Raw genomic sequence first — 17,276 nt, forward strand, 5'->3', positions numbered from 1 at the left:
CGTGTGTGGTGGGGTAGGCGAATACGGCGCCATTCGTCGCGCAGCGATGTAAGCCGTGTTCGCCTACCTCACCTCGCGCGCCAACGAAGGGAAGCCAACAAATCAACCGCCCCGCAGTTGACGCAACTTAATGAACGCCATCGCCGCCATCACAGCATCGTTCAACGCATCATGCGCCTCACGCACAGGCAAATCCAAATCCGACATCAACGTGGCAAAACGCAAATCGATGTTGGGATTGGTCTGCTGCTCATAAGGCAGCATCTGGCGAAACTTGTGGTCGTAGTACATCGCCGAGACTTCGATCTTGGGCTGCGGCAGGCCTTGACCCAAGAGCGGCCAAATCGCGCGATTCAGCATGGCCACATCGAACTCTAAAAAGTAGCCCACCAACGGACGGCTGCCAATGAAGCGCAGGAGTTGCTTCATGGCTTCATCTGCGGGCAAGCCTTGGGCCACGTCTTGACCGCGCAAACGGTGAATACGCACACTGTCCGCAGACACGCCACGCTCGGGACGCACCAGCACTTCAAAGCGCTCGCTGGTCATGATTTTGTTGCCCACGATGCGCACCGCGCCAATCGAAATAATTTCATCCGAGCTGACGTTCAAGCCGGTGGTTTCGCAGTCCAACGACACCCACTCATTGGGCGGTGGGGCGTCAAACATGAAGCGAAATTCAGGCAACCCGAGGTGATAAATCAGCCACTCACGCTTGAGCGAGCGCCACCACTGCAAAGGAGAGAGAAACGAGATCATCACAGCGCATCAAGTTTGAAACGGCTGCGCAACAAAGCTTTGAAATGCTTCACCACCCCCAGCGCGTCTTTCAACAAGTCGCGCTCCAAGGTCGACAGCTTGGCCACATTGACCAAGCCTGACACTTCACGTTGCGTTTCCATTTCGGTCACGCCTGCCTTGAGCTTCAGACCCATCAAAAAATGCAAGCTCTGCGTGAGGTCGGCACCCAGCGCAGGTGTGATGACGTTTTTCAGCACCAAAGCATCAATGCGCGCCGTGGTACTGGTCTCTTGCAAATGCTCGGCCAAGGCCAAGCTGCGCACGCCATGCACCAGCGGGAAGATGCCTTCTTTCTTGAGGTGCAAGCCTTGCTGGTCATCCAAGCCTAACAAACGGTTCCACCAACCTTGGCTGTTGCCAAAAGCGTCAATCGCTGCTGCAAAGCGCGCCAGCATGGCATCGTTCAAACGCGGACAAAGCTTGCGAGAACGACTGGCAAATGGCTTCCAGGTTATCGGGCGGCGTGTAGCCATCGCGCAGGACAAGCCCGTTGTCTTGGTCCGTCTTCAGCAGCTGTTCGCCGCGCCCTTCGCTGCCCATCACAAACAAGCAACTGTTAGCCACCAGGTCTGCGGGGGCGATCAACTGCCAAGCGCGTTCAAACAAACGGGCATTCAAGTCTTGCACCAAGCGCGCAATCAAACTCACGCGCGTACCGCTGCGGTACAGCGTGGTCACCATGCGGGTGATTTGCGCGGCGGCTTGGGCCAAACCTTCAATGTCTGTCGCTGCCTCAACCTGCACCGTGATGAGGTGCGAATGGTTGGACAAGAAGCTGAACAAGTCCAAGGCCTCTAGAACGCCCACCACACGGTTGTCGTCCATCACCACCAAACGGTGCACACGGTGGCGCTGCAACAACGCCAAGGCATCGCCCACTTGGTCAGAGGGTCGCACAGCGATGAGCTGAAAGTTGGCGAGGTCTCCGACCTTTTGTTGCGCCAATGGTGTGCCATTCAGGATCGCGCGTTGCAAGGTCGAGGCGGTAAACACCCCCAAGCGCTCAGGCGTGCTACTGCGATCACGCACCAACACACATTTGGTGCGTTGCGCTTGCAGCACCTTGACCACCGACAGCACATCGGCACCCATGTCTACAAAATGCGCGGGACGCACAAAAGCCTCATCCACACGCGAGAGCGTGAGCGACTGCAGTTCGTGTTGGCTTTGTCGCTGCGACAAAGCCGTGAGTTTGTTGCTCAAGTCCGAGAACAACAACGCGCCAAAAGTGGCATTGCTGGCAATCAAATCGGTCACGGTTTTGCGCGCCAGTTGGTAGGCCACCACCTCTTCTTGCGCCACAAATTTGTTGCTGGTTTTACCTGCCACCAGCCCGCGACCATCAAAGGTGTCGTCGGGCCCATAAGTAGTGATCACCTCGTCGCCGTCATACTGCGTGACAAACCCTTTGATGATGACAAACAGATGTGTGGGAGCGGTGCCCACATCCAGAATGGCTTCACCCTCGGGGTAATAAACCACGTCCACGCTGTCGCGCACCAAGCGCTGTTGGTCGGGCGTTAAGCAGTCAAACGGGGAGGCTGAGAAGTTAAAAGCGTTAGGCATGAGGGCATTTTTATAGCAATGCCCCGATTCAACGCTTCACGCCTTGCTGGATGCTTGCGGCAGCATCCCAGGCCGAGTCAAACCATTGATCTTCATCAAGGTAAGCGCGCATCATCGGCAAGGCATCCAGGCCCCAGAAAACTTTGTCATCGACACAAAACGTGGGTACGCCAAATGCCCCGCGAGCAATGGCCTCTTCGGTGTTGGCTTTGAGCTGCTCTTTCACATCGGGGGCATCCACCGAGCGCTGGGGTGCCAACTGCTGTGTGAGGGTTTGCAAACGCGCCACGTCATCGGCAGCGGCACCGCCCTGCCACACATGTTTGAAGAGGGCTTCGCACACATAGCGGTTAGGCTCCCCGTCGACGCTGCACGCCACGGCCAAGCGCAACAGGGCCAGTGGGTTGAACGGGTGTGATTGCGGCATGTCCAACGGAGTGCCAAGCTGCTTGGCTTGCCACAGCACTTGACGATAAGTCCACTCACGTTTGCCTGCAATTTCAGCAGGGCCCAGCTGGCCGTGGTGCTTGAGCATGCCAGCGAACAACACAGGCTTGTAAACCATGCGGTGACTCACGCCCATCAAATGTTTTGGCAACACCTCAAACGCGAGGTAGGCGTAGGGCGAGATGAAATCAAGGTAACAAGTGATGGTTTTCATGGATGCCTTCTTTGTCAAAAACGCCGCGCTACTTCGGCAAGGCCGATGCAACGGCGTGCGCCGCCAAACGCTCGCCAATCAACTGCCACACCGCACGCTTGTCATCCGTGACGCGCTGGCCCCATCCGCCTATTTCATCCAAGGTGCGCCAGCACCCTTCGCAATACGTGGTGTCGTCCGACATACGACATATCGAGATGCAAGGGGACGGGGGCGCATCGTTGCTTTGCAACACGCGCTTGGTTTGCGCTTGCAAGCGCAAATCAGCAGGCGTCAGGCCCTGGAGTTTGGGGGTGAGTTCGCTTCCACACATGGCTGCATTGTCAGCGAACGCCAACCGCTCAAACGGCGCGTTTGTTCAAGACCGCGCGGGACACCAGGGAATTGGGTTGGCGCCCCAAGGCGTTGCTAATGAACACGCCTGCGTCAATGAGCTTATCGAGATGAATGCCGGTCTCAATGCCCATGCCTTGCAGCATGTAGACCACGTCTTCGGTGGCCACGTTGCCAGTGGCACCTTTGGCATAGGGGCACCCACCCAGACCTGCGACCGACGACTGAAAATTCCACACGCCCACCTGCAAAGCCGCGAGGGTGTTGACCAAGGCCTGGCCGTATGTGTCGTGAAAATGGCCCGACACGTCGTTGAGTGCATAGTGCCTAAGCGTGGCCTCAATGGCCGCCTGCACTTTGCGCGGTGTGCCCACGCCAATGGTGTCGGCCACGTCCACGCGCTGAATGCCAATGCTTTTCATCAAGCCGGCAAGGTAGCCGACACGTTCGGGGGCAATCTCGCCTTCGTAGGGGCAGCCCACCGTGCAACTCATCGCGCCGCGCACGGCAATGCCTGCATCGCGTGCGGCCTTCACCACGGGCGCGAAACGCTCAATGCTTTCCTCAATCGAACAGTTGATGTTCTTTTGACTGAAGGCTTCGCTGGCCGCACCAAACACCACAATCTCGTCCGGCTTGGTTTTCAAGGCGGCTTCAAAGCCTTGCAAATTGGGGGTGAGCACCGAGTAGCGCACATCGGGTTGGCGGTGAATGCCTGCCATCACCTCGGCGTTGTCGGCCATTTGCGGCACCCATTTGGGTGACACAAAACTGGTGACTTCAATTTCGTTCAAACCGGCGTCTTGCAGGCGATGCACCAGCTCCACCTTGACGGCGGCAGGCACAGGTTGTTTTTCGTTTTGCAGGCCATCACGCGGGCCGACATCGATCAACTTCACACGTCGCGGAAGATTCATCACCATGGTCACACCTTCAATTTCAAAAGTTCTTCGCCTTCGGCCACTTGGTCGCCCGGCGCATAGAGCAGTTCCAACACTTCACCATCCGCAGGCGCGGCAATGGTGTGCTCCATTTTCATCGCTTCCATGACCGCCAGTGGCTGACCCGCCTTGACTTTGTCACCTGCAGCAACCGAAAACGACACCACCTTACCAGGCATGGGCGCGGTCAAACGGCCACCTGCCTCTTGCACTTCGCCGGCGTGTGCCAAGGCATCCACCAAGGTGATGCGCGTCGCACCCTGCGGCGCAAACACATGGGCCACATCTTCGTGGCCTTGTGTTTCATGGAACACCTGCACGCGGGCGTGATGGCCAGCAAAGCTGATGTGCAACGCATCGCCGTCTTCGCGATAGGCCAAGGTGCCTGACACATCGCCATCTGCATCGGTCACGCAGAGCTGCAAGCTGCCATCGTGGGCATAGGTCAGCACGGTTTCGTATGACGCGCCATGGAACACAAAACCAAAGTTGCGCGAGGCGACACCAAAAGCGCGCCAGCCATCGCGACTGCTGAAAGGGTCGTTGCCCTTCAAGGCCTGTTCCCGGTGCAGCGTGTTGGCCACCACCGAGGCAGCGGTGAGTGCCAAGCCCAAAGGCTCTTGCGCGAACAAGGCTTTTTCTTCGCGTTGAATCAAGGCGGTGTCGAGCTTGGCCGTGGCAAACGAATCGGTGCGAATGATGTGGCGCAAGAACTGCACGTTGGTCGTCAAGCCCACGATGCGGGTTTGCGACAGGGCTTCGTCCAAACGTGCCAACGCTTGCTCACGCGTGTCACCATGCACGATGAGCTTGGCCACCATCGAGTCGTAAAACGGGCTGATGCTGTCGCCTTCGCGCACGCCGTCGTCGATGCGGACCGCAATGCCTGTGTCGCTCGTGTTCGGAATTTCAAAGCTGCTGCATGTGGGCTTGCGATACACCGCCAAGGTACCGGTGGCAGGCAAGAAGTTGTTGTCGGGGTTCTCCGCGCAAATACGCGCTTCGATGGCGTGACCGTGAATGCGCAAGTCGCTTTGTTGCAAAGGCAGCGGCTCGCCGCTGGCCACGCGCAGTTGCCATTCCACCAAGTCGAGGCCAGTGATGGCTTCGGTCACCGGGTGTTCCACCTGCAAACGCGTGTTCATCTCCATGAAGAAAAACTTCATGGACTCCGGTTTGTCATACGCGGTTTGTTCGACGATGAATTCCACCGTGCCGGCGCCCACGTAGTTCACGGCTTTGGCTGCAGCCACGGCAGCCTCGCCCATCTGCTTGCGCAGCGCTTCGGTCATGCCGGGTGCGGGCGCTTCTTCCAACACTTTTTGATGGCGGCGTTGCACCGAGCAATCTCGCTCAAACAAATACACACAGTTGCCGTGGGTGTCGCCAAACACTTGAATTTCAATGTGGCGTGGACGTTGCACGTATTTCTCGATCAGCACTGCGTCGTCGCCAAAGCTGTTGATGGCTTCGCGTTTGCAGCTGGCCAATGCATCGGCAAACTCGGCGCTGCTGTTGACCACGCGCATGCCTTTGCCACCACCGCCTGCGCTGGCTTTGATGAGCGCGGGGTAGCCAATGCGGTCGGCTTCGCGCTGCAGCAACGCAGGGTCTTGGTCAGCGGCATGGTAGCCGGGCACCAAAGGCACGCCTGCTTTTTCCATCAGCTGTTTGGATTCAGCTTTCAAGCCCATCGCCAAAATCGCTGAGGCGGGTGGCCCAATAAACACGAGTCCTGCTGCTGCGCACGCTTTGGCAAAGTCTTCGTTCTCACTCAAAAAGCCGTAGCCGGGATGCACCGCTTGTGCGCCGGTGTCTTTGGCCGCTTGCAAGATGCGCTCCCAGCGCAAGTAGCTGTCTTTGGGGGCGCTGCCACCGATGTGCACGGCTTCGTCGCAGACCTGTACATGCTTGGCTTGTGCGTCGGCATCCGAATACACGGCCACGGTTTTGATACCCATGCGGCGGGCGGTGGCGGCAACGCGGCAAGCGATTTCGCCGCGGTTGGCAATCAGAATTTTCTTAAACATCTTTGAATCCTTTTTCCGAGAAGCTCACAGCAACCACGAAGGCTTGCGCTTTTGCAAAAAGGACTGCACGCCCTCTTTGCCTTCAGCACTTGAACGAATATCGGCAATGCCCGCCACGGTGTGCGCCACCAAGGCGTCGTCAATTTCGCGCTCAGCCACGTCTTGCACCAAGCGTTTGCAAGCGCGCACGGCGTTGGGGCTGGCACTGACCAAGGCGCTGGTCAACTCGGCCACTTTGACATCCAACGCATCAGCAGCCACCACCTCGTGAACGAGGCCCATGCGATGCGCCTCAGCCGCACTGAAACGCTCAGCCGTTAAAAAGTAACGATGCGACGCACGTGCCCCCATGGCGCGAATCACATAGGGGCTGATGGTGGCGGGGATGAGCCCCAGCTTCACCTCGCTCAAGCAGTAGGTGGCCGAGTCCACACTCACCGCCATGTCGCACGCAGCGACCAAGCCCACGCCACCGGCAAACACATCGCCTTGCACGCGGGCTATTGTTGGTTTGGGGCATTCGTAAATCGCACGCAACATGGCAGCAAGCTGGCCTGCATCGGCGAGGTTTTCGTCGCGCGTGTAGTCGGCCATGCGACGCATCCAGTTCAGGTCGGCACCGGCGCAAAACGCGGGGCCTTCTGCGGCCAACACGACGCAGCGCACGTCGGCGGCAAGAGCGGCCTCAGTGAATGCGTTTTTCAACTCGGCAATCACTTCGTCGTTGAAGGCGTTGCGCACGTCGGGGCGGCTGAGGGTGATGGTGCGAATGGCACCTTGGGTTGTGATACTCAATGCGGTAGGTGTAGTGGCGCTCATGTCAATCACCCATCACATGCGGAACAAACCAAACTTGGTTTCAGGAATGGGCGCATTCAACGACGCGCTCAATCCCAAAGCCAACACACGGCGTGTGTCTGCGGGGTCGATCACCCCGTCGTCCCACAGGCGCGCCGTGGCGAAATAAGGGTGGCCCTGCTCTTCGTACTGTTGACGAATCGGGTCTTTGAACGCTTGCTCTTCTTCGGCGCTCCATTGGCCACCTTTGCCTTCAATGCCGTCGCGCTTGACCGTGGCCAACACGCTGGCCGCTTGCTCGCCACCCATGACCGAGATGCGCGCATTCGGCCACATCCACAAAAAGCGGGGGCTGTACGCACGGCCACACATGCCGTAGTTGCCCGCACCAAAACTGCCGCCAATGATGATGGTGAATTTGGGCACAGCGGCGGTGGCCACTGCCGTGACCATCTTGGCGCCGTTGCGGGCAATACCTTCGTTTTCGTACTTGCGGCCCACCATGAAGCCGGTGATGTTTTGCAAAAACACCAAGGGAATTTTTCGTTGGCAGCACAGCTCGATGAAGTGCGCGCCTTTCAAGGCCGACTCGCTGAACAAGATGCCGTTGTTGGCAATGATGCCCACTGGCATGCCTTCGATACGCGCAAAGCCGCACACCAGCGTGGTGCCGAAGCGGGCTTTGAATTCGTCGAACTCGCTGCCATCCACGATGCGCGCAATGATTTCCCGCACATCAAAGGGCTTGCGTGTGTCGGTGGGGATGACGCCGTACAACTCTTGCGCGTCGTACTTTGGCGGCACAGGCGCGTGCGTGGCAATGTTGGGCTGCTTTTGTGCGTTGAGGTTTTTCACTGTCTGACGCGCCAGCGCCAATGCATGCACATCGTTTTGCGCGAGGTGGTCGGCCACGCCGGAAAGACGGGTGTGCACATCACCACCGCCCAGGTCTTCTGCCGTCACCACTTCACCGGTGGCGGCCTTCACCAAAGGAGGGCCGCCCAAGAAGATGGTGCCTTGGTTTTTCACAATGATGGTTTCATCGCTCATGGCTGGCACATACGCACCACCTGCCGTGCAGCTGCCCATCACCACCGCGATTTGCGCAATGCCTTGCGCGCTCATGTTGGCTTGGTTGAAAAAGATGCGGCCAAAGTGGTCACGGTCTGGGAACACCTCGTCTTGGTTGGGCAAGTTGGCACCGCCTGAGTCCACCAAGTAAATACAAGGCAAGTTGTTTTGCTGCGCGATTTCTTGCGCACGCAAATGCTTTTTCACCGTGAGTGGGTAGTACGTGCCGCCCTTCACCGTGGCGTCATTGCAGACGATCATGCAGTCCACACCGCTGACGCGGCCAATGCCCGCGATCAAGCCTGCGCACGGCGCGTCGTTGTTGTACATGTTGAGCGCGGCGAGTGGGGCCACCTCAAGGAATGGCGTGCCGGGGTCGAGCAACATTTGCACGCGGTCGCGGGGCAGTAGCTTGCCACGTGCGGTGTGTTTGGCGCGTGCGGCCTCGCCACCACCGACGGCGATTTTTTCGAGATGGGCCTTGAGGTCATCCACCACGGTGCGCATGGCAGCGACGTTGGCCGTGAAATCGGCAGAGCGCGGGTTGAGTTGGGAATGCAAAACAGTCATCGGCTTTTTCCTTGAACGGCGTTGCTGCCAAGCTTAGGCTGTTTAACCCCCTTTGACACGCCAGATGGGTTGCAAATCCTGCCACAATGATGCCTCCTATGGTTAGCCCTAATCCAGCCTCCGCCCAAACCGCCGCACATGGCCGTGCCGAGACGCCCATTGCATTTATTCAGGCGATTTCCGCTGCCTACGCACAGCGTGGCCTGCGTGTGGATGCAGCTTTGGCAAAGGCACAAATTGAGCCAAAACTTCTCAAGAAAAACAACGCCCGCGTCACCGCCATGCAAATGGAGTTGATGTCGGGCATTGCCATGCAAGAGTTGGATGACGAAGGCTTGGGCTGGTTCAGCCGCCGCTTGCCTTGGGGCAGCTATGGCATGTTGGTGCGAGCCTCGCTCACCTCACCGACTTTGGGATTGGCGCTGGAGCGCTGGGGCAGGCACCACGGCTTGCTGACCGCCGACATTCGGGTGCACGTGAGAGAACACAACGGCGTCGCAACATTGCAACTCGACGAGGCCCATGATCTAAGCGTGTTCCGCGAGTTTTGCGTGGTATCGGTGCTGCGCAATGCCTTGGGCGTGGCGTGTTGGCTGACCGATTCACGCATTCCGTTGCTGGCCACCCACCTGCGCTTTGCCCCTCCTACGCATGCCGACAGTTACCGCGTGCTGTTTGACGGCCCGACCACCTTCAACGCGGCAACGAACTGCTTGCAATTTGATGCCGGCTACCTCGCTCTGCCCGTGCGTCGCGACGAAGCCGCCCTGCAGCAGATGTTGCAACGCGCCTTGCTGTTGACGGTTCGCCCGTACCGGCGGGACCGCTTGTTGGTGGAGAAAGTACGCCAAACCCTAGCCCAACACCCCGAGCACAGCCGCAATGCCGATGACCTCGCCGCATGGCTCAACATGTCGCCCCGCACCCTGCACCGACAACTGCAAGAAGAAGGCGCATCGCTGCAACAGCTGAAAGACAGCGTGCGCGAACAACGTGCGCGGCTGCTGCTGCTGCGCACCCGAAAGCCGCTTAAGCAGATTGCCACGGAGGTGGGGTTTTCGAATGAAAAGAGCTTCATTCGCGCGTTCAAAACTTGGACGGGGCAAGCGCCCGACACCTTTCGGCAAAGCGCGTAAGCAGACCTGCTCGCGTTTGCCCCAGGCTTTAAATGCGCAAGTCGTTCATGTGCGCGAACAGGCGCTGTGCGCCGGCTTGTGTCAACGCCTCGGTCAGCGCGAGGGGTGGTGCGTAAGCCCAAACGGTTGACCCGGCAGCCACCCCTGCTGCGATGCCTACGGGTGTGTCTTCCACCACCAAGCATCGCGCGGGATCCATCTGCAAATGCGCGGCAGCCGCCAAGTACACATCGGGGTGAGGTTTGCTGCGCGGCATTTCGTGACCGCTGAAAATGCGACCTTCAAAAAACTGGGCAAGGCCTACACGCTGCAACATCATCTCGACCTTGAATCGGTCAGCCCCCGAAGCCACCGCGATGCGTCCTTCACAGCGCTCGTGCAAGTGACGCACGGCATCATGAATGCCATCGATCGCAGTGATTTCGTTTTCTAAGCGCTCATTGCGACGACGGTAAAACTCGTCCATGAATGCGTCCGTCAGCGGCTTACCCGTGTTCACCTCAATTAGATGAGCGCGGCTGCGCACGGTGTGGCCCACAAAGTGGGCCATGCATTCAGCCAAGCTCAAGCGCCAGCCGTTTTCATCGAGCATGTCGCGCAGTGCGCCGCAGGTGATGGCTTCGCTGTCGACCAACACGCCATCGCAATCAAACAAAACCGCTTCAAATGTCATGCCCGAATTATCCGCGCTGGTCGCCATCCACATAAAACCAGCGACCGTCTTCGCGCACAAAGCGGCTACGCTCGTGCAAACGGACGGCTCGGCCATCCACGCGATAACGCGCCACGAACGCCACCTCGGCCGTGTCAGCACTTGTGACTTTGTGCTCGCGCACCTCAAGCCCGAGCCATTTGGCACCTGTATCAAAGTCAAGCGATGCAGGGCGTGTGCTGCTGTGCCATGTGGCCAGCAAATAGTCGGCGCGCTCCAACGTAAAGGCGCTGTAGCGCGAGCGCATGAGGTGTTCAGCGTCTGGTGCGGGCGTGGTGCTGAAGTGCGCAACAAAACGGCCGCAGCAATCGACATCAGCCACGGCGCGTTTTTGTCTATCCACACGCCCACAGGGGCAGGCATGTGCCGTGTTCATGCCAAAGCGCATCAAGCCAAGGCGCGTTGGATGATGATTTTTTGCACGTCGCTGGTGCCTTCGTAAATTTGGCACACGCGCACATCGCGGTAGATGCGCTCGACGGGAAAGTCACTCACCACGCCATAACCACCCAAGGTTTGAATGGCGACGCTGCACACTTGCTCTGCCGTTTCGCTGGCAAAGAGCTTGGCCATGGCTGCCTCTTTCAAACAAGGCAAACCGGCATCGCGCAATGAGGCCGCGTGGTACATCAACTGGCGTGCGGCTTCGAGCTGCGTGGCGCAGTCGGCCAAACGAAAACCCACGGCTTGGTGGTTGAAGATGGCAGTGCCAAAGCTCACGCGCTCTTTGCTGTATTGCAATGCGGCGTCAAACGCGCTGCGTGCCATGCCAATGCTTTGCGCGGCAATGCCGATGCGGCCACCTTCCAACGCAGACAAGGCAATCTTGTAGCCTTCGCCTTCCGCGCCAATCAAGTTCTCGGCGGGGATGCGGCAGTTGTCGAAGTTGATTTGCGCGGTGTCGCTGCTGTGCTGGCCAAGCTTGTCTTCGAGGCGCGCCACTTGGTAGCCGGGTGCGTTGGTGGGCACGATGAAAGCGCTCATGCCCTTCTTGCCTGCGCCTTTGTCGGTCACGGCAATGACGATGGCCACATGGCCGTTTTTGCCGCTGGTGATGAATTGCTTCACGCCATTGATGACGTACTCATCGCCTTCTTTAGTCGCAGTCGTACGCAGTGCCGATGCATCAGAACCCACATGCGGCTCGGTCAAACAAAACGCGCCGAGCATATTGCCTTGCGCCAGTTCGGTCAGCCATTGTTTCTTTTGCGCGTCGTTGCCGTAGCGCATGAGGATGGCGTTGACGGGGCAGTTGGTCACGCTGATGGCAGTGCTGGTGCCGCCATCGCCGGCGGCGATTTCTTCTAAAACAATCGCGAGCGTGGTGTAGTCCAAGCCTGCGCCGCCCAAGTCTTCGGGCACGCAAATACCGTAAGCGCCGAGTGCGGCCAAGCCTTTGTGTACCTCATGCGGAAAGGTGTGTTCTTTGTCCCACTTGGCAGCGTTGGGCCATAGCTCTTGCTGCGCAAAATCGCGCACAGCATCGCGAATCATGGTTTGGTCTGGGGTGAGCAACATGGCGCGTCCTTAAATGATTTCGAGCGCGACAGCTGTGCCTTCGCCGCCACCGATACACAAAGTGGCCAAGCCTTTTTTCAGGCCGCGTGCTTTGAGCGCGTGAATCAGCGTGACCATGATGCGCGCACCCGAGGCACCGATGGGGTGACCCAAAGCACAGGCGCCGCCGTTGACGTTGACTTTGTCGTGCGACACGTTGAGCTCTTTCATCAAGGCCATGGGCACGACCGCGAAGGCTTCGTTGACTTCCCACAAGTCCACGTCTTCCACTTTCCAACCGGCTTTGGCCAAGGCTTTTTGTGTGGCTCCGACGGGTGCGGTGGCAAACCACTCGGGCTCTTGCGCGTGCGTGGCGTGGCTGACGATACGGGCCAATGGCTTGCAGCCCAATTTCTTCGCTGTGCTTTCGCGCATCAACACCATGGCTGCACCGCCGTCGTTGATGGACGAGCTAGAGGCTGCGGTGATGGTGCCGTCTTTTTTGAACGCGGGCTTGAGCGAGGTGATTTTGTCGAGCTTGATCTTTCCTGGGCCCTCGTCAATCGACACCACGGTTTCGCCTGAGCGCGTCTTCACTGTCACGGGCGTGATTTCTGTGGCGAAGGCACCGCTCTCGGTGGCGGCCTTGGCGCGTTGCACGCTGGCGGTGGCGAATGCGTCTTGCTCGGCGCGAGTGAAGCTGTACTTGGCCGCGCAGTCTTCACCAAAGGTGCCCATGCTGCGGCCTGGCTCGTAAGCGTCTTCCAAACCGTCGAGCATCATGTGATCAAAGATACGGTCGTGGCCAATGCGGTAGCCGCCACGGCCTTTGAGCATCAGGTAAGGCGCGTTGGTCATGCTCTCCATACCGCCAGCGACCAACACATCGTGCGTACCAGCAATCAACATGTCGTGCGCAAACATCGCTGCGCGCATGCCTGAGCCACACATCTTGGACAGCGTGACCGCGCCAGCGCTCTTGGGCAAGCCGCCTTTGAAGGCCGCTTGGCGTGCAGGGGCTTGACCTTGACCGGCCATCAAACAGTTGCCAAACAAGACCTCAGTCACCAACTCGGGGTTGATGCCTGCACGTTCCACCGCGGCCTTGATGGCGGCACCACCGAGGTCGTGCGCGGCAAGCGCAGAGAAGTCGCCTTGGAAGCTGCCCATCGGGGTGCGTGCTGCGCTGACGATGACGATGGGGTCTGCGTGTGAGGTCATGTTGTGTCTCCTGTTGAGGTTTTGAAAAATAAAAGCTGTTACATCCCGCGTGGATATTTCTTGAAAGCACGACGAAAGACATCGACCACTTCGCCCGGACGGCTCATCGTCACATCCAAGTCGTGTGCCAAGCCGTCAGACACGCGGTAAATCCATCCGTGAATCGACACCTTTTGCCCGCGGCTCCACGCGTCTTGCATGACGTTGGACAAGGCCACGTTGCCTACTTGTTCGATCACGTTCATTTCGCACATCACATCTTCCAATTGCGGTTGTGGCAAATGGTTCAAGCGCTGGCGATGGCGCAAACGCACGTCTTGCACATGACGCAGCCAGTTGTCTGCCAATCCAATGCGCGTGCCCCGCGTGGCCGCCAACACACCACCACAACCGTAGTGCCCCACGACCATGATGTGTTCGACTTTCAAGCAATCCACGGCATATTGGATAACAGACAAGGCGTTCAAGTCTGAGTGAACCACCACATTCGCCACGTTGCGATGTACGAATACTTCGCCAGGATCAAGGCCTGTAATTTGGTTGGCTGGGACACGGCTGTCTGAGCAACCGATCCACAAATATTTGGGCAGTTGTTGCTGGGACAGGCGTGAGAAAAATCCAGGTTGCTCGCGCTCCATGCGCGCCGCCCATTCCCGGTTGTTGTCGAACAGATGTTTGAGTGAGTTAGGCATGCTTTATTTCTTCTTCCCTGAGACTTGATGAATGTGATGACGGAGATTCCAGTCCATCAATGCTACGCGGGCACGCGCTTTGGCGTCTTGTCCGGCTTGCCATTCACACACGCTTCCTACGGGTTGGCAAGCCAATGTGTTAGCGCCGCCCATGCTCCAAATGGCATGGTTAGAACGGGCTTGACCAATGAACGTCACAGCCATCGCATCGGCGGCATCTGCGGCACTGGGGCACTTGGCCAAATCACGCCCCGTCATCAGGTAGCCCTGGCCAATGCCAAGCAGTGGGAACAGCGTGGGGAACATGTCCAAATGACTGGCGGCCTGATGCAAGGCGTTGTCACACGACAGCTTGCCAGCCCCCCACACCACAAACGGCACTTGCTGACGCAACACTTGACTTTCAGGCGTGGCGTATTGGCCAAAGGTGCGCACGTTGTGGTCACCTGTGGCGGCCACCACCGTGCGCTTAGCGGCGGGGCTGCTTTCCACTGCAGCCACGAACTTGGCCAGCTCGTCGTTGGCGTAACGGTAGGTTTGCAGATTGGGGATCAGGTGTTCAGAGCCTTTGTCTCCCGGCCACTTGTTGATGTCAAACACAAAGGGCTTGTAATCTGACGGCAGCTCATAAGGCGGATGGTTGGTGGTGGACATGGCGTAGACAAACAAAGGTCTGTCTTTGGGCTGCTTGGCCAAGCGCTCTTCAATGATGCGAAACATGTAAGCGTCCCAAACGCCCCAGATGCCGCCCTCAGCACCAGGGTATCTGGCACGCAAGGTCGCCGCATCAATCACCTCGTCAAAACTTTGGGTCAGCAACACACGGTTGAGTTCGCGCCAGCCCGATTGACCTGACGTGACAAACAAGGTGTCGTACCCCGCTTTCTTCATTGCAAACGGCACACCCCAATCGAGCGTGATGTGGCGGTACTTGCCATTGGTGATGGGCGTGACGGGCGTATTGAACAAGATGGCTTCAAGCGCAGGATGGGTCCCGTGGTGGGCCGCGTCGAAGTTGTCAAACAACCAAGCGTTGTGCAATTTGTTGCTCAAGCCCGCGAGCACATCCATGTCCTGGGATTGGTATTTGAAAGGCTCCGCACTCCACGACTCCATTTGGAAGAACACCAAGTTCTTGCCATTGGGTTTATGAGGGCCCGCAGCCATGAGCGCACGTTGCACACCTTCGGGCGTGGTTGCAGTCAAGCCATAGGCACGCGCGGCATCTTGGTACGACCCAAAACCATAGGTTTTCAAACCCGTGTCTTCTTCGCCAATGTCGGTAGAGGTGCGATAGGCATCCCAGGCGTTGTAGAGCGCTGTCACGCCGTTGGGGATGACGTTGTTCAAAAACGATTTGCTGGTGGCGGTGATGTTGTCCAACTGCAAGGCCATGCCTTTGAGTGTGCCTTTGCCCACCATCAACACGACGACTAACAAAACGGGAATCAACAACACATGCCACGCACTTGCCCAGTGTTGTTGCAGCCGCTGCCATGCCCGCTGCCCCACCCACAGGGCAACCGCGTTGGCAGACCACACAGCCAGCGCCAAAACCACTGCAATTTGCGCCATGGGAAAGTCTTGCCAAATGGTGTGCAGTACGGCGACGGTGTCGTCATCGGCTAAGCCAAAAATCACGCTGTCAATCGGCAGCTTGTAAAAACCGTAGTAATAAAAGTTGATGACAGCGAGCAATGCAAAAGAGCTGGCCCAAACGCGAATGACCACTGCACGCATGCGCCAATGCCAGCCCAACAAGGGGAACAGCAACAGCGCAGCAATAGCCCCCATCTTCAAGTCAAACCGAAAGCCCATGAGCAGGGCCACGGGCAACTCGGCCCACAAGTCATTTCCGGGTGAGGGCCAGTAGGCGGTCAGCATCAACACGCGCGCCACGCTGAACCACAGCGCCAGCGCCAGCCCGACACACAGACCCACCGCAAGACCGTGAAGCACGGCACGCGGGGGGATTAACAAAAGGGCAAGAAGTTTGTTCATTCAATCACGAGTCAAAAAGGGTGCGCCGCAGGTGTGTGGCGCAAGCCTCACATTGTCTCGGCAAACAGCTCGCGGCCAATCAACATGCGGCGAATTTCGCTGGTGCCGGCACCAATTTCGTACAGCTTGGCGTCGCGCCACAAACGGCCCAGTGGGTACTCGTTGATGTAGCCGTTGCCACCAAAAATTTGCACGCCTTCGCCTGCCATCCAGGTGGCTTTTTCAGCCGTCCACAAGATCACCGAAGCGCAGTCTTTGCGCACTTGGCGGACGTGATCGGTGCCCAACAAATCGAGGTTTTTGGCCACGGTGTAGGCAAAGCTGCGACCGGCTTGCAGCACGGTGTACATGTCGGCGACTTTGCCTTGGATGAGCTGGAATTCGCCAATGCTTTGGCCAAACTGCTTGCGGTCGTGGATGTAGGGGATGACGTTGTCCATCACCGATTGCATGATGCCGAGTGGGCCGCCTGACAGCACTGCGCGTTCGTAGTCCAAACCGCTCATCAGCACTTTGGCACCCATGTTCAGGCCGCCCAAAATATTTTCAGCGGGCACTTCGACGTTGTTGAACACCAACTCGCCGGTGTGGCTGCCGCGCATGCCCAGCTTGTCGAGCTTTTGCGCCACGCTGAAGCCCTTCATGCCCTTCTCGATCAAGAAGGCCGTCACGCCACGTGCGCCCAGCTCGGGCTCGGTCTTGGCGTAGACCACCAGGGTGTCAGCATCGGGGCCGTTGGTGATCCACATCTTGCTGCCGTTGAGCACGTAGTAGCCGCCCTTGTCTTCTGCTTTCAGCTTCATGCTGATGACGTCAGATCCAGCGCCAGGTTCGGACATGGCCAAGGCGCCCACATGCTCACCACTGATGAGCTTGGGCAAATACTTTTGGCGCTGTGCGTCGGTGCCGTTGCGCTTGATTTGGTTCACGCACAAGTTGCTGTGCGCGCCGTAGCTCAGGCCCACGCTGGCCGAGGCGCGCGAGATTTCTTCCATCGCGATCATGTGGGCGAGGTAGCCCATGTTGGCGCCGCCGTATTCTTCGCCCACGGTGATGCCCAGCACGCCGAGGTCGCCCATCTTGCGCCACAGATCCATGGGGAATTGGTCGTCGTGGTCGATCTGTGCAGCGCGGGGGGCGATTTCGGCTTGCGCGAAATCACGCACGGCGTCGCGCAGCGCGTCGATGTCTTCACCTAATTGAAAGTTGAGGCCGGGTAAATTGTTCATATTTGTCTCCGATGGGC

The 17,276-nt window shown here is 58.3% G+C and carries 15 protein-coding genes and 1 pseudogene; 1 reads left to right on the forward strand and 15 read right to left on the reverse strand.

Features of this window, described 5'->3' with window-relative positions; translation table 11 throughout:
* Nucleotides 1–102: 102 nt before the first annotated feature.
* The 8 genes and pseudogenes from B9Z44_RS05455 to B9Z44_RS05490 form a co-directional block, all read right to left on the reverse strand.
* On the reverse strand, nt 103–759 hold the full coding sequence (locus B9Z44_RS05455; RefSeq protein WP_108358391.1) for a 3'-5' exonuclease: 657 nt from the start codon (nt 757–759) through the stop codon (nt 103–105).
* Nucleotides 759–2,367 (reverse strand): annotated as a pseudogene (locus tag B9Z44_RS05460) (putative nucleotidyltransferase substrate binding domain-containing protein). The gene B9Z44_RS05455 and the pseudogene B9Z44_RS05460 overlap by 1 nt, the downstream one beginning before the upstream one ends.
* A gap of 28 nt (nt 2,368–2,395) precedes the next feature.
* Nucleotides 2,396–3,028: a 2-hydroxychromene-2-carboxylate isomerase gene (locus B9Z44_RS05465; RefSeq protein ID WP_108401887.1), complete on the reverse strand. Its 633-nt coding sequence runs from the start codon at nt 3,026–3,028 to the stop codon at nt 2,396–2,398.
* A 28-nt stretch (nt 3,029–3,056) separates the two neighbouring features.
* Nucleotides 3,057–3,341 (reverse strand): DUF1289 domain-containing protein, encoded by a 285-nt coding sequence (locus tag B9Z44_RS05470; protein ID WP_108402813.1) that lies wholly within the window; start codon nt 3,339–3,341, stop codon nt 3,057–3,059.
* A gap of 28 nt (nt 3,342–3,369) precedes the next feature.
* Nucleotides 3,370–4,278, reverse strand: coding sequence for a hydroxymethylglutaryl-CoA lyase (locus B9Z44_RS05475; protein WP_108402814.1), 909 nt, complete (start codon nt 4,276–4,278; stop codon nt 3,370–3,372).
* An 8-nt stretch (nt 4,279–4,286) separates the two neighbouring features.
* On the reverse strand, nt 4,287–6,332 hold the full coding sequence (locus tag B9Z44_RS05480; RefSeq protein ID WP_108401888.1) for an acetyl-CoA carboxylase biotin carboxylase subunit: 2,046 nt from the start codon (nt 6,330–6,332) through the stop codon (nt 4,287–4,289).
* 24 nt (nt 6,333–6,356) lie between these two features.
* Nucleotides 6,357–7,151 carry an enoyl-CoA hydratase/isomerase family protein gene (locus B9Z44_RS05485; protein WP_108402815.1) on the reverse strand — a complete coding sequence of 265 codons (795 nt, stop codon included), beginning with the start codon at nt 7,149–7,151 and terminating at the stop codon, nt 6,357–6,359.
* 12 nt (nt 7,152–7,163) lie between these two features.
* Nucleotides 7,164–8,771 (reverse strand): carboxyl transferase domain-containing protein, encoded by a 1,608-nt coding sequence (locus B9Z44_RS05490; RefSeq protein ID WP_108358396.1) that lies wholly within the window; start codon nt 8,769–8,771, stop codon nt 7,164–7,166.
* Between the two features lie 98 nt (nt 8,772–8,869).
* Between B9Z44_RS05490 and B9Z44_RS05495 the strand changes: the two genes are divergently transcribed.
* A complete protein-coding gene (locus B9Z44_RS05495) occupies nt 8,870–9,907 on the forward strand; it encodes an AraC family transcriptional regulator (protein WP_108401889.1) in 1,038 nt (345 codons plus the stop codon).
* A gap of 28 nt (nt 9,908–9,935) precedes the next feature.
* Here the strand turns inward: B9Z44_RS05495 and B9Z44_RS05500 are convergent, their stop codons facing one another.
* The 7 genes from B9Z44_RS05500 to B9Z44_RS05530 form a co-directional block, all read right to left on the reverse strand.
* On the reverse strand, nt 9,936–10,580 hold the full coding sequence (locus B9Z44_RS05500; RefSeq protein ID WP_108401890.1) for an HAD family hydrolase: 645 nt from the start codon (nt 10,578–10,580) through the stop codon (nt 9,936–9,938).
* A 7-nt stretch (nt 10,581–10,587) separates the two neighbouring features.
* Nucleotides 10,588–10,995 carry a YchJ family protein gene (locus B9Z44_RS05505; RefSeq protein WP_170108473.1) on the reverse strand — a complete coding sequence of 136 codons (408 nt, stop codon included), beginning with the start codon at nt 10,993–10,995 and terminating at the stop codon, nt 10,588–10,590.
* Nucleotides 10,996–11,006: 11 nt separating this feature from the next.
* Complete coding sequence (locus B9Z44_RS05510) at nt 11,007–12,137, reverse strand: acyl-CoA dehydrogenase family protein (protein WP_108401891.1); 1,131 nt, start codon at nt 12,135–12,137, stop codon at nt 11,007–11,009.
* Nucleotides 12,138–12,146: 9 nt separating this feature from the next.
* The gene (locus B9Z44_RS05515; RefSeq protein WP_108401892.1) at nt 12,147–13,337 is read right to left on the reverse strand and encodes an acetyl-CoA C-acyltransferase; all 1,191 of its coding nucleotides are present in this window, start codon (nt 13,335–13,337) and stop codon (nt 12,147–12,149) included.
* Between the two features lie 38 nt (nt 13,338–13,375).
* A complete protein-coding gene (gene can / locus B9Z44_RS05520; protein WP_108358400.1) occupies nt 13,376–14,029 on the reverse strand; it encodes a carbonate dehydratase in 654 nt (217 codons plus the stop codon).
* Nucleotides 14,030–14,032: 3 nt separating this feature from the next.
* Nucleotides 14,033–15,988 carry an LTA synthase family protein gene (locus B9Z44_RS05525; protein WP_211308687.1) on the reverse strand — a complete coding sequence of 652 codons (1,956 nt, stop codon included), beginning with the start codon at nt 15,986–15,988 and terminating at the stop codon, nt 14,033–14,035.
* Between the two features lie 89 nt (nt 15,989–16,077).
* Nucleotides 16,078–17,259 carry an isovaleryl-CoA dehydrogenase gene (locus B9Z44_RS05530; protein ID WP_108401894.1) on the reverse strand — a complete coding sequence of 394 codons (1,182 nt, stop codon included), beginning with the start codon at nt 17,257–17,259 and terminating at the stop codon, nt 16,078–16,080.
* Nucleotides 17,260–17,276: the final 17 nt, after the last annotated feature.

This window comes from Limnohabitans curvus, from assembly GCF_003063475.1.
GTDB classification, from domain to species: Bacteria; Pseudomonadota; Gammaproteobacteria; order Burkholderiales; family Burkholderiaceae_C; genus Limnohabitans; species Limnohabitans curvus.

Excerpts from the sequence above, each read along its gene's own strand:
- B9Z44_RS05530 (WP_108401894.1), bottom strand. The coding sequence starts at position 17,259 with ATGAACAATTTACCCGGCCTCAACTTTCAATTAGGTGAAGACATCGAC.
- B9Z44_RS05505 (WP_170108473.1), bottom strand. The coding sequence starts at position 10,995 with ATGAACACGGCACATGCCTGCCCCTGTGGGCGTGTGGATAGACAAAAA.
- B9Z44_RS05470 (WP_108402813.1), bottom strand. The coding sequence starts at position 3,341 with ATGTGTGGAAGCGAACTCACCCCCAAACTCCAGGGCCTGACGCCTGCT.
- B9Z44_RS05475 (WP_108402814.1), bottom strand. The coding sequence starts at position 4,278 with ATGAATCTTCCGCGACGTGTGAAGTTGATCGATGTCGGCCCGCGTGAT.
- B9Z44_RS05465 (WP_108401887.1), bottom strand. The coding sequence starts at position 3,028 with ATGAAAACCATCACTTGTTACCTTGATTTCATCTCGCCCTACGCCTAC.
- B9Z44_RS05510 (WP_108401891.1), bottom strand. The coding sequence starts at position 12,137 with ATGTTGCTCACCCCAGACCAAACCATGATTCGCGATGCTGTGCGCGAT.
- B9Z44_RS05485 (WP_108402815.1), bottom strand. The coding sequence starts at position 7,151 with ATGAGCGCCACTACACCTACCGCATTGAGTATCACAACCCAAGGTGCC.
- B9Z44_RS05455 (WP_108358391.1), bottom strand. The coding sequence starts at position 759 with ATGATCTCGTTTCTCTCTCCTTTGCAGTGGTGGCGCTCGCTCAAGCGT.
- B9Z44_RS05515 (WP_108401892.1), bottom strand. The coding sequence starts at position 13,337 with ATGACCTCACACGCAGACCCCATCGTCATCGTCAGCGCAGCACGCACC.
- B9Z44_RS05495 (WP_108401889.1), top strand. The coding sequence starts at position 8,870 with ATGGTTAGCCCTAATCCAGCCTCCGCCCAAACCGCCGCACATGGCCGT.
- can (WP_108358400.1), bottom strand. The coding sequence starts at position 14,029 with ATGCCTAACTCACTCAAACATCTGTTCGACAACAACCGGGAATGGGCG.
- B9Z44_RS05480 (WP_108401888.1), bottom strand. The coding sequence starts at position 6,332 with ATGTTTAAGAAAATTCTGATTGCCAACCGCGGCGAAATCGCTTGCCGC.
- B9Z44_RS05490 (WP_108358396.1), bottom strand. The coding sequence starts at position 8,771 with ATGACTGTTTTGCATTCCCAACTCAACCCGCGCTCTGCCGATTTCACG.
- B9Z44_RS05500 (WP_108401890.1), bottom strand. The coding sequence starts at position 10,580 with ATGACATTTGAAGCGGTTTTGTTTGATTGCGATGGCGTGTTGGTCGAC.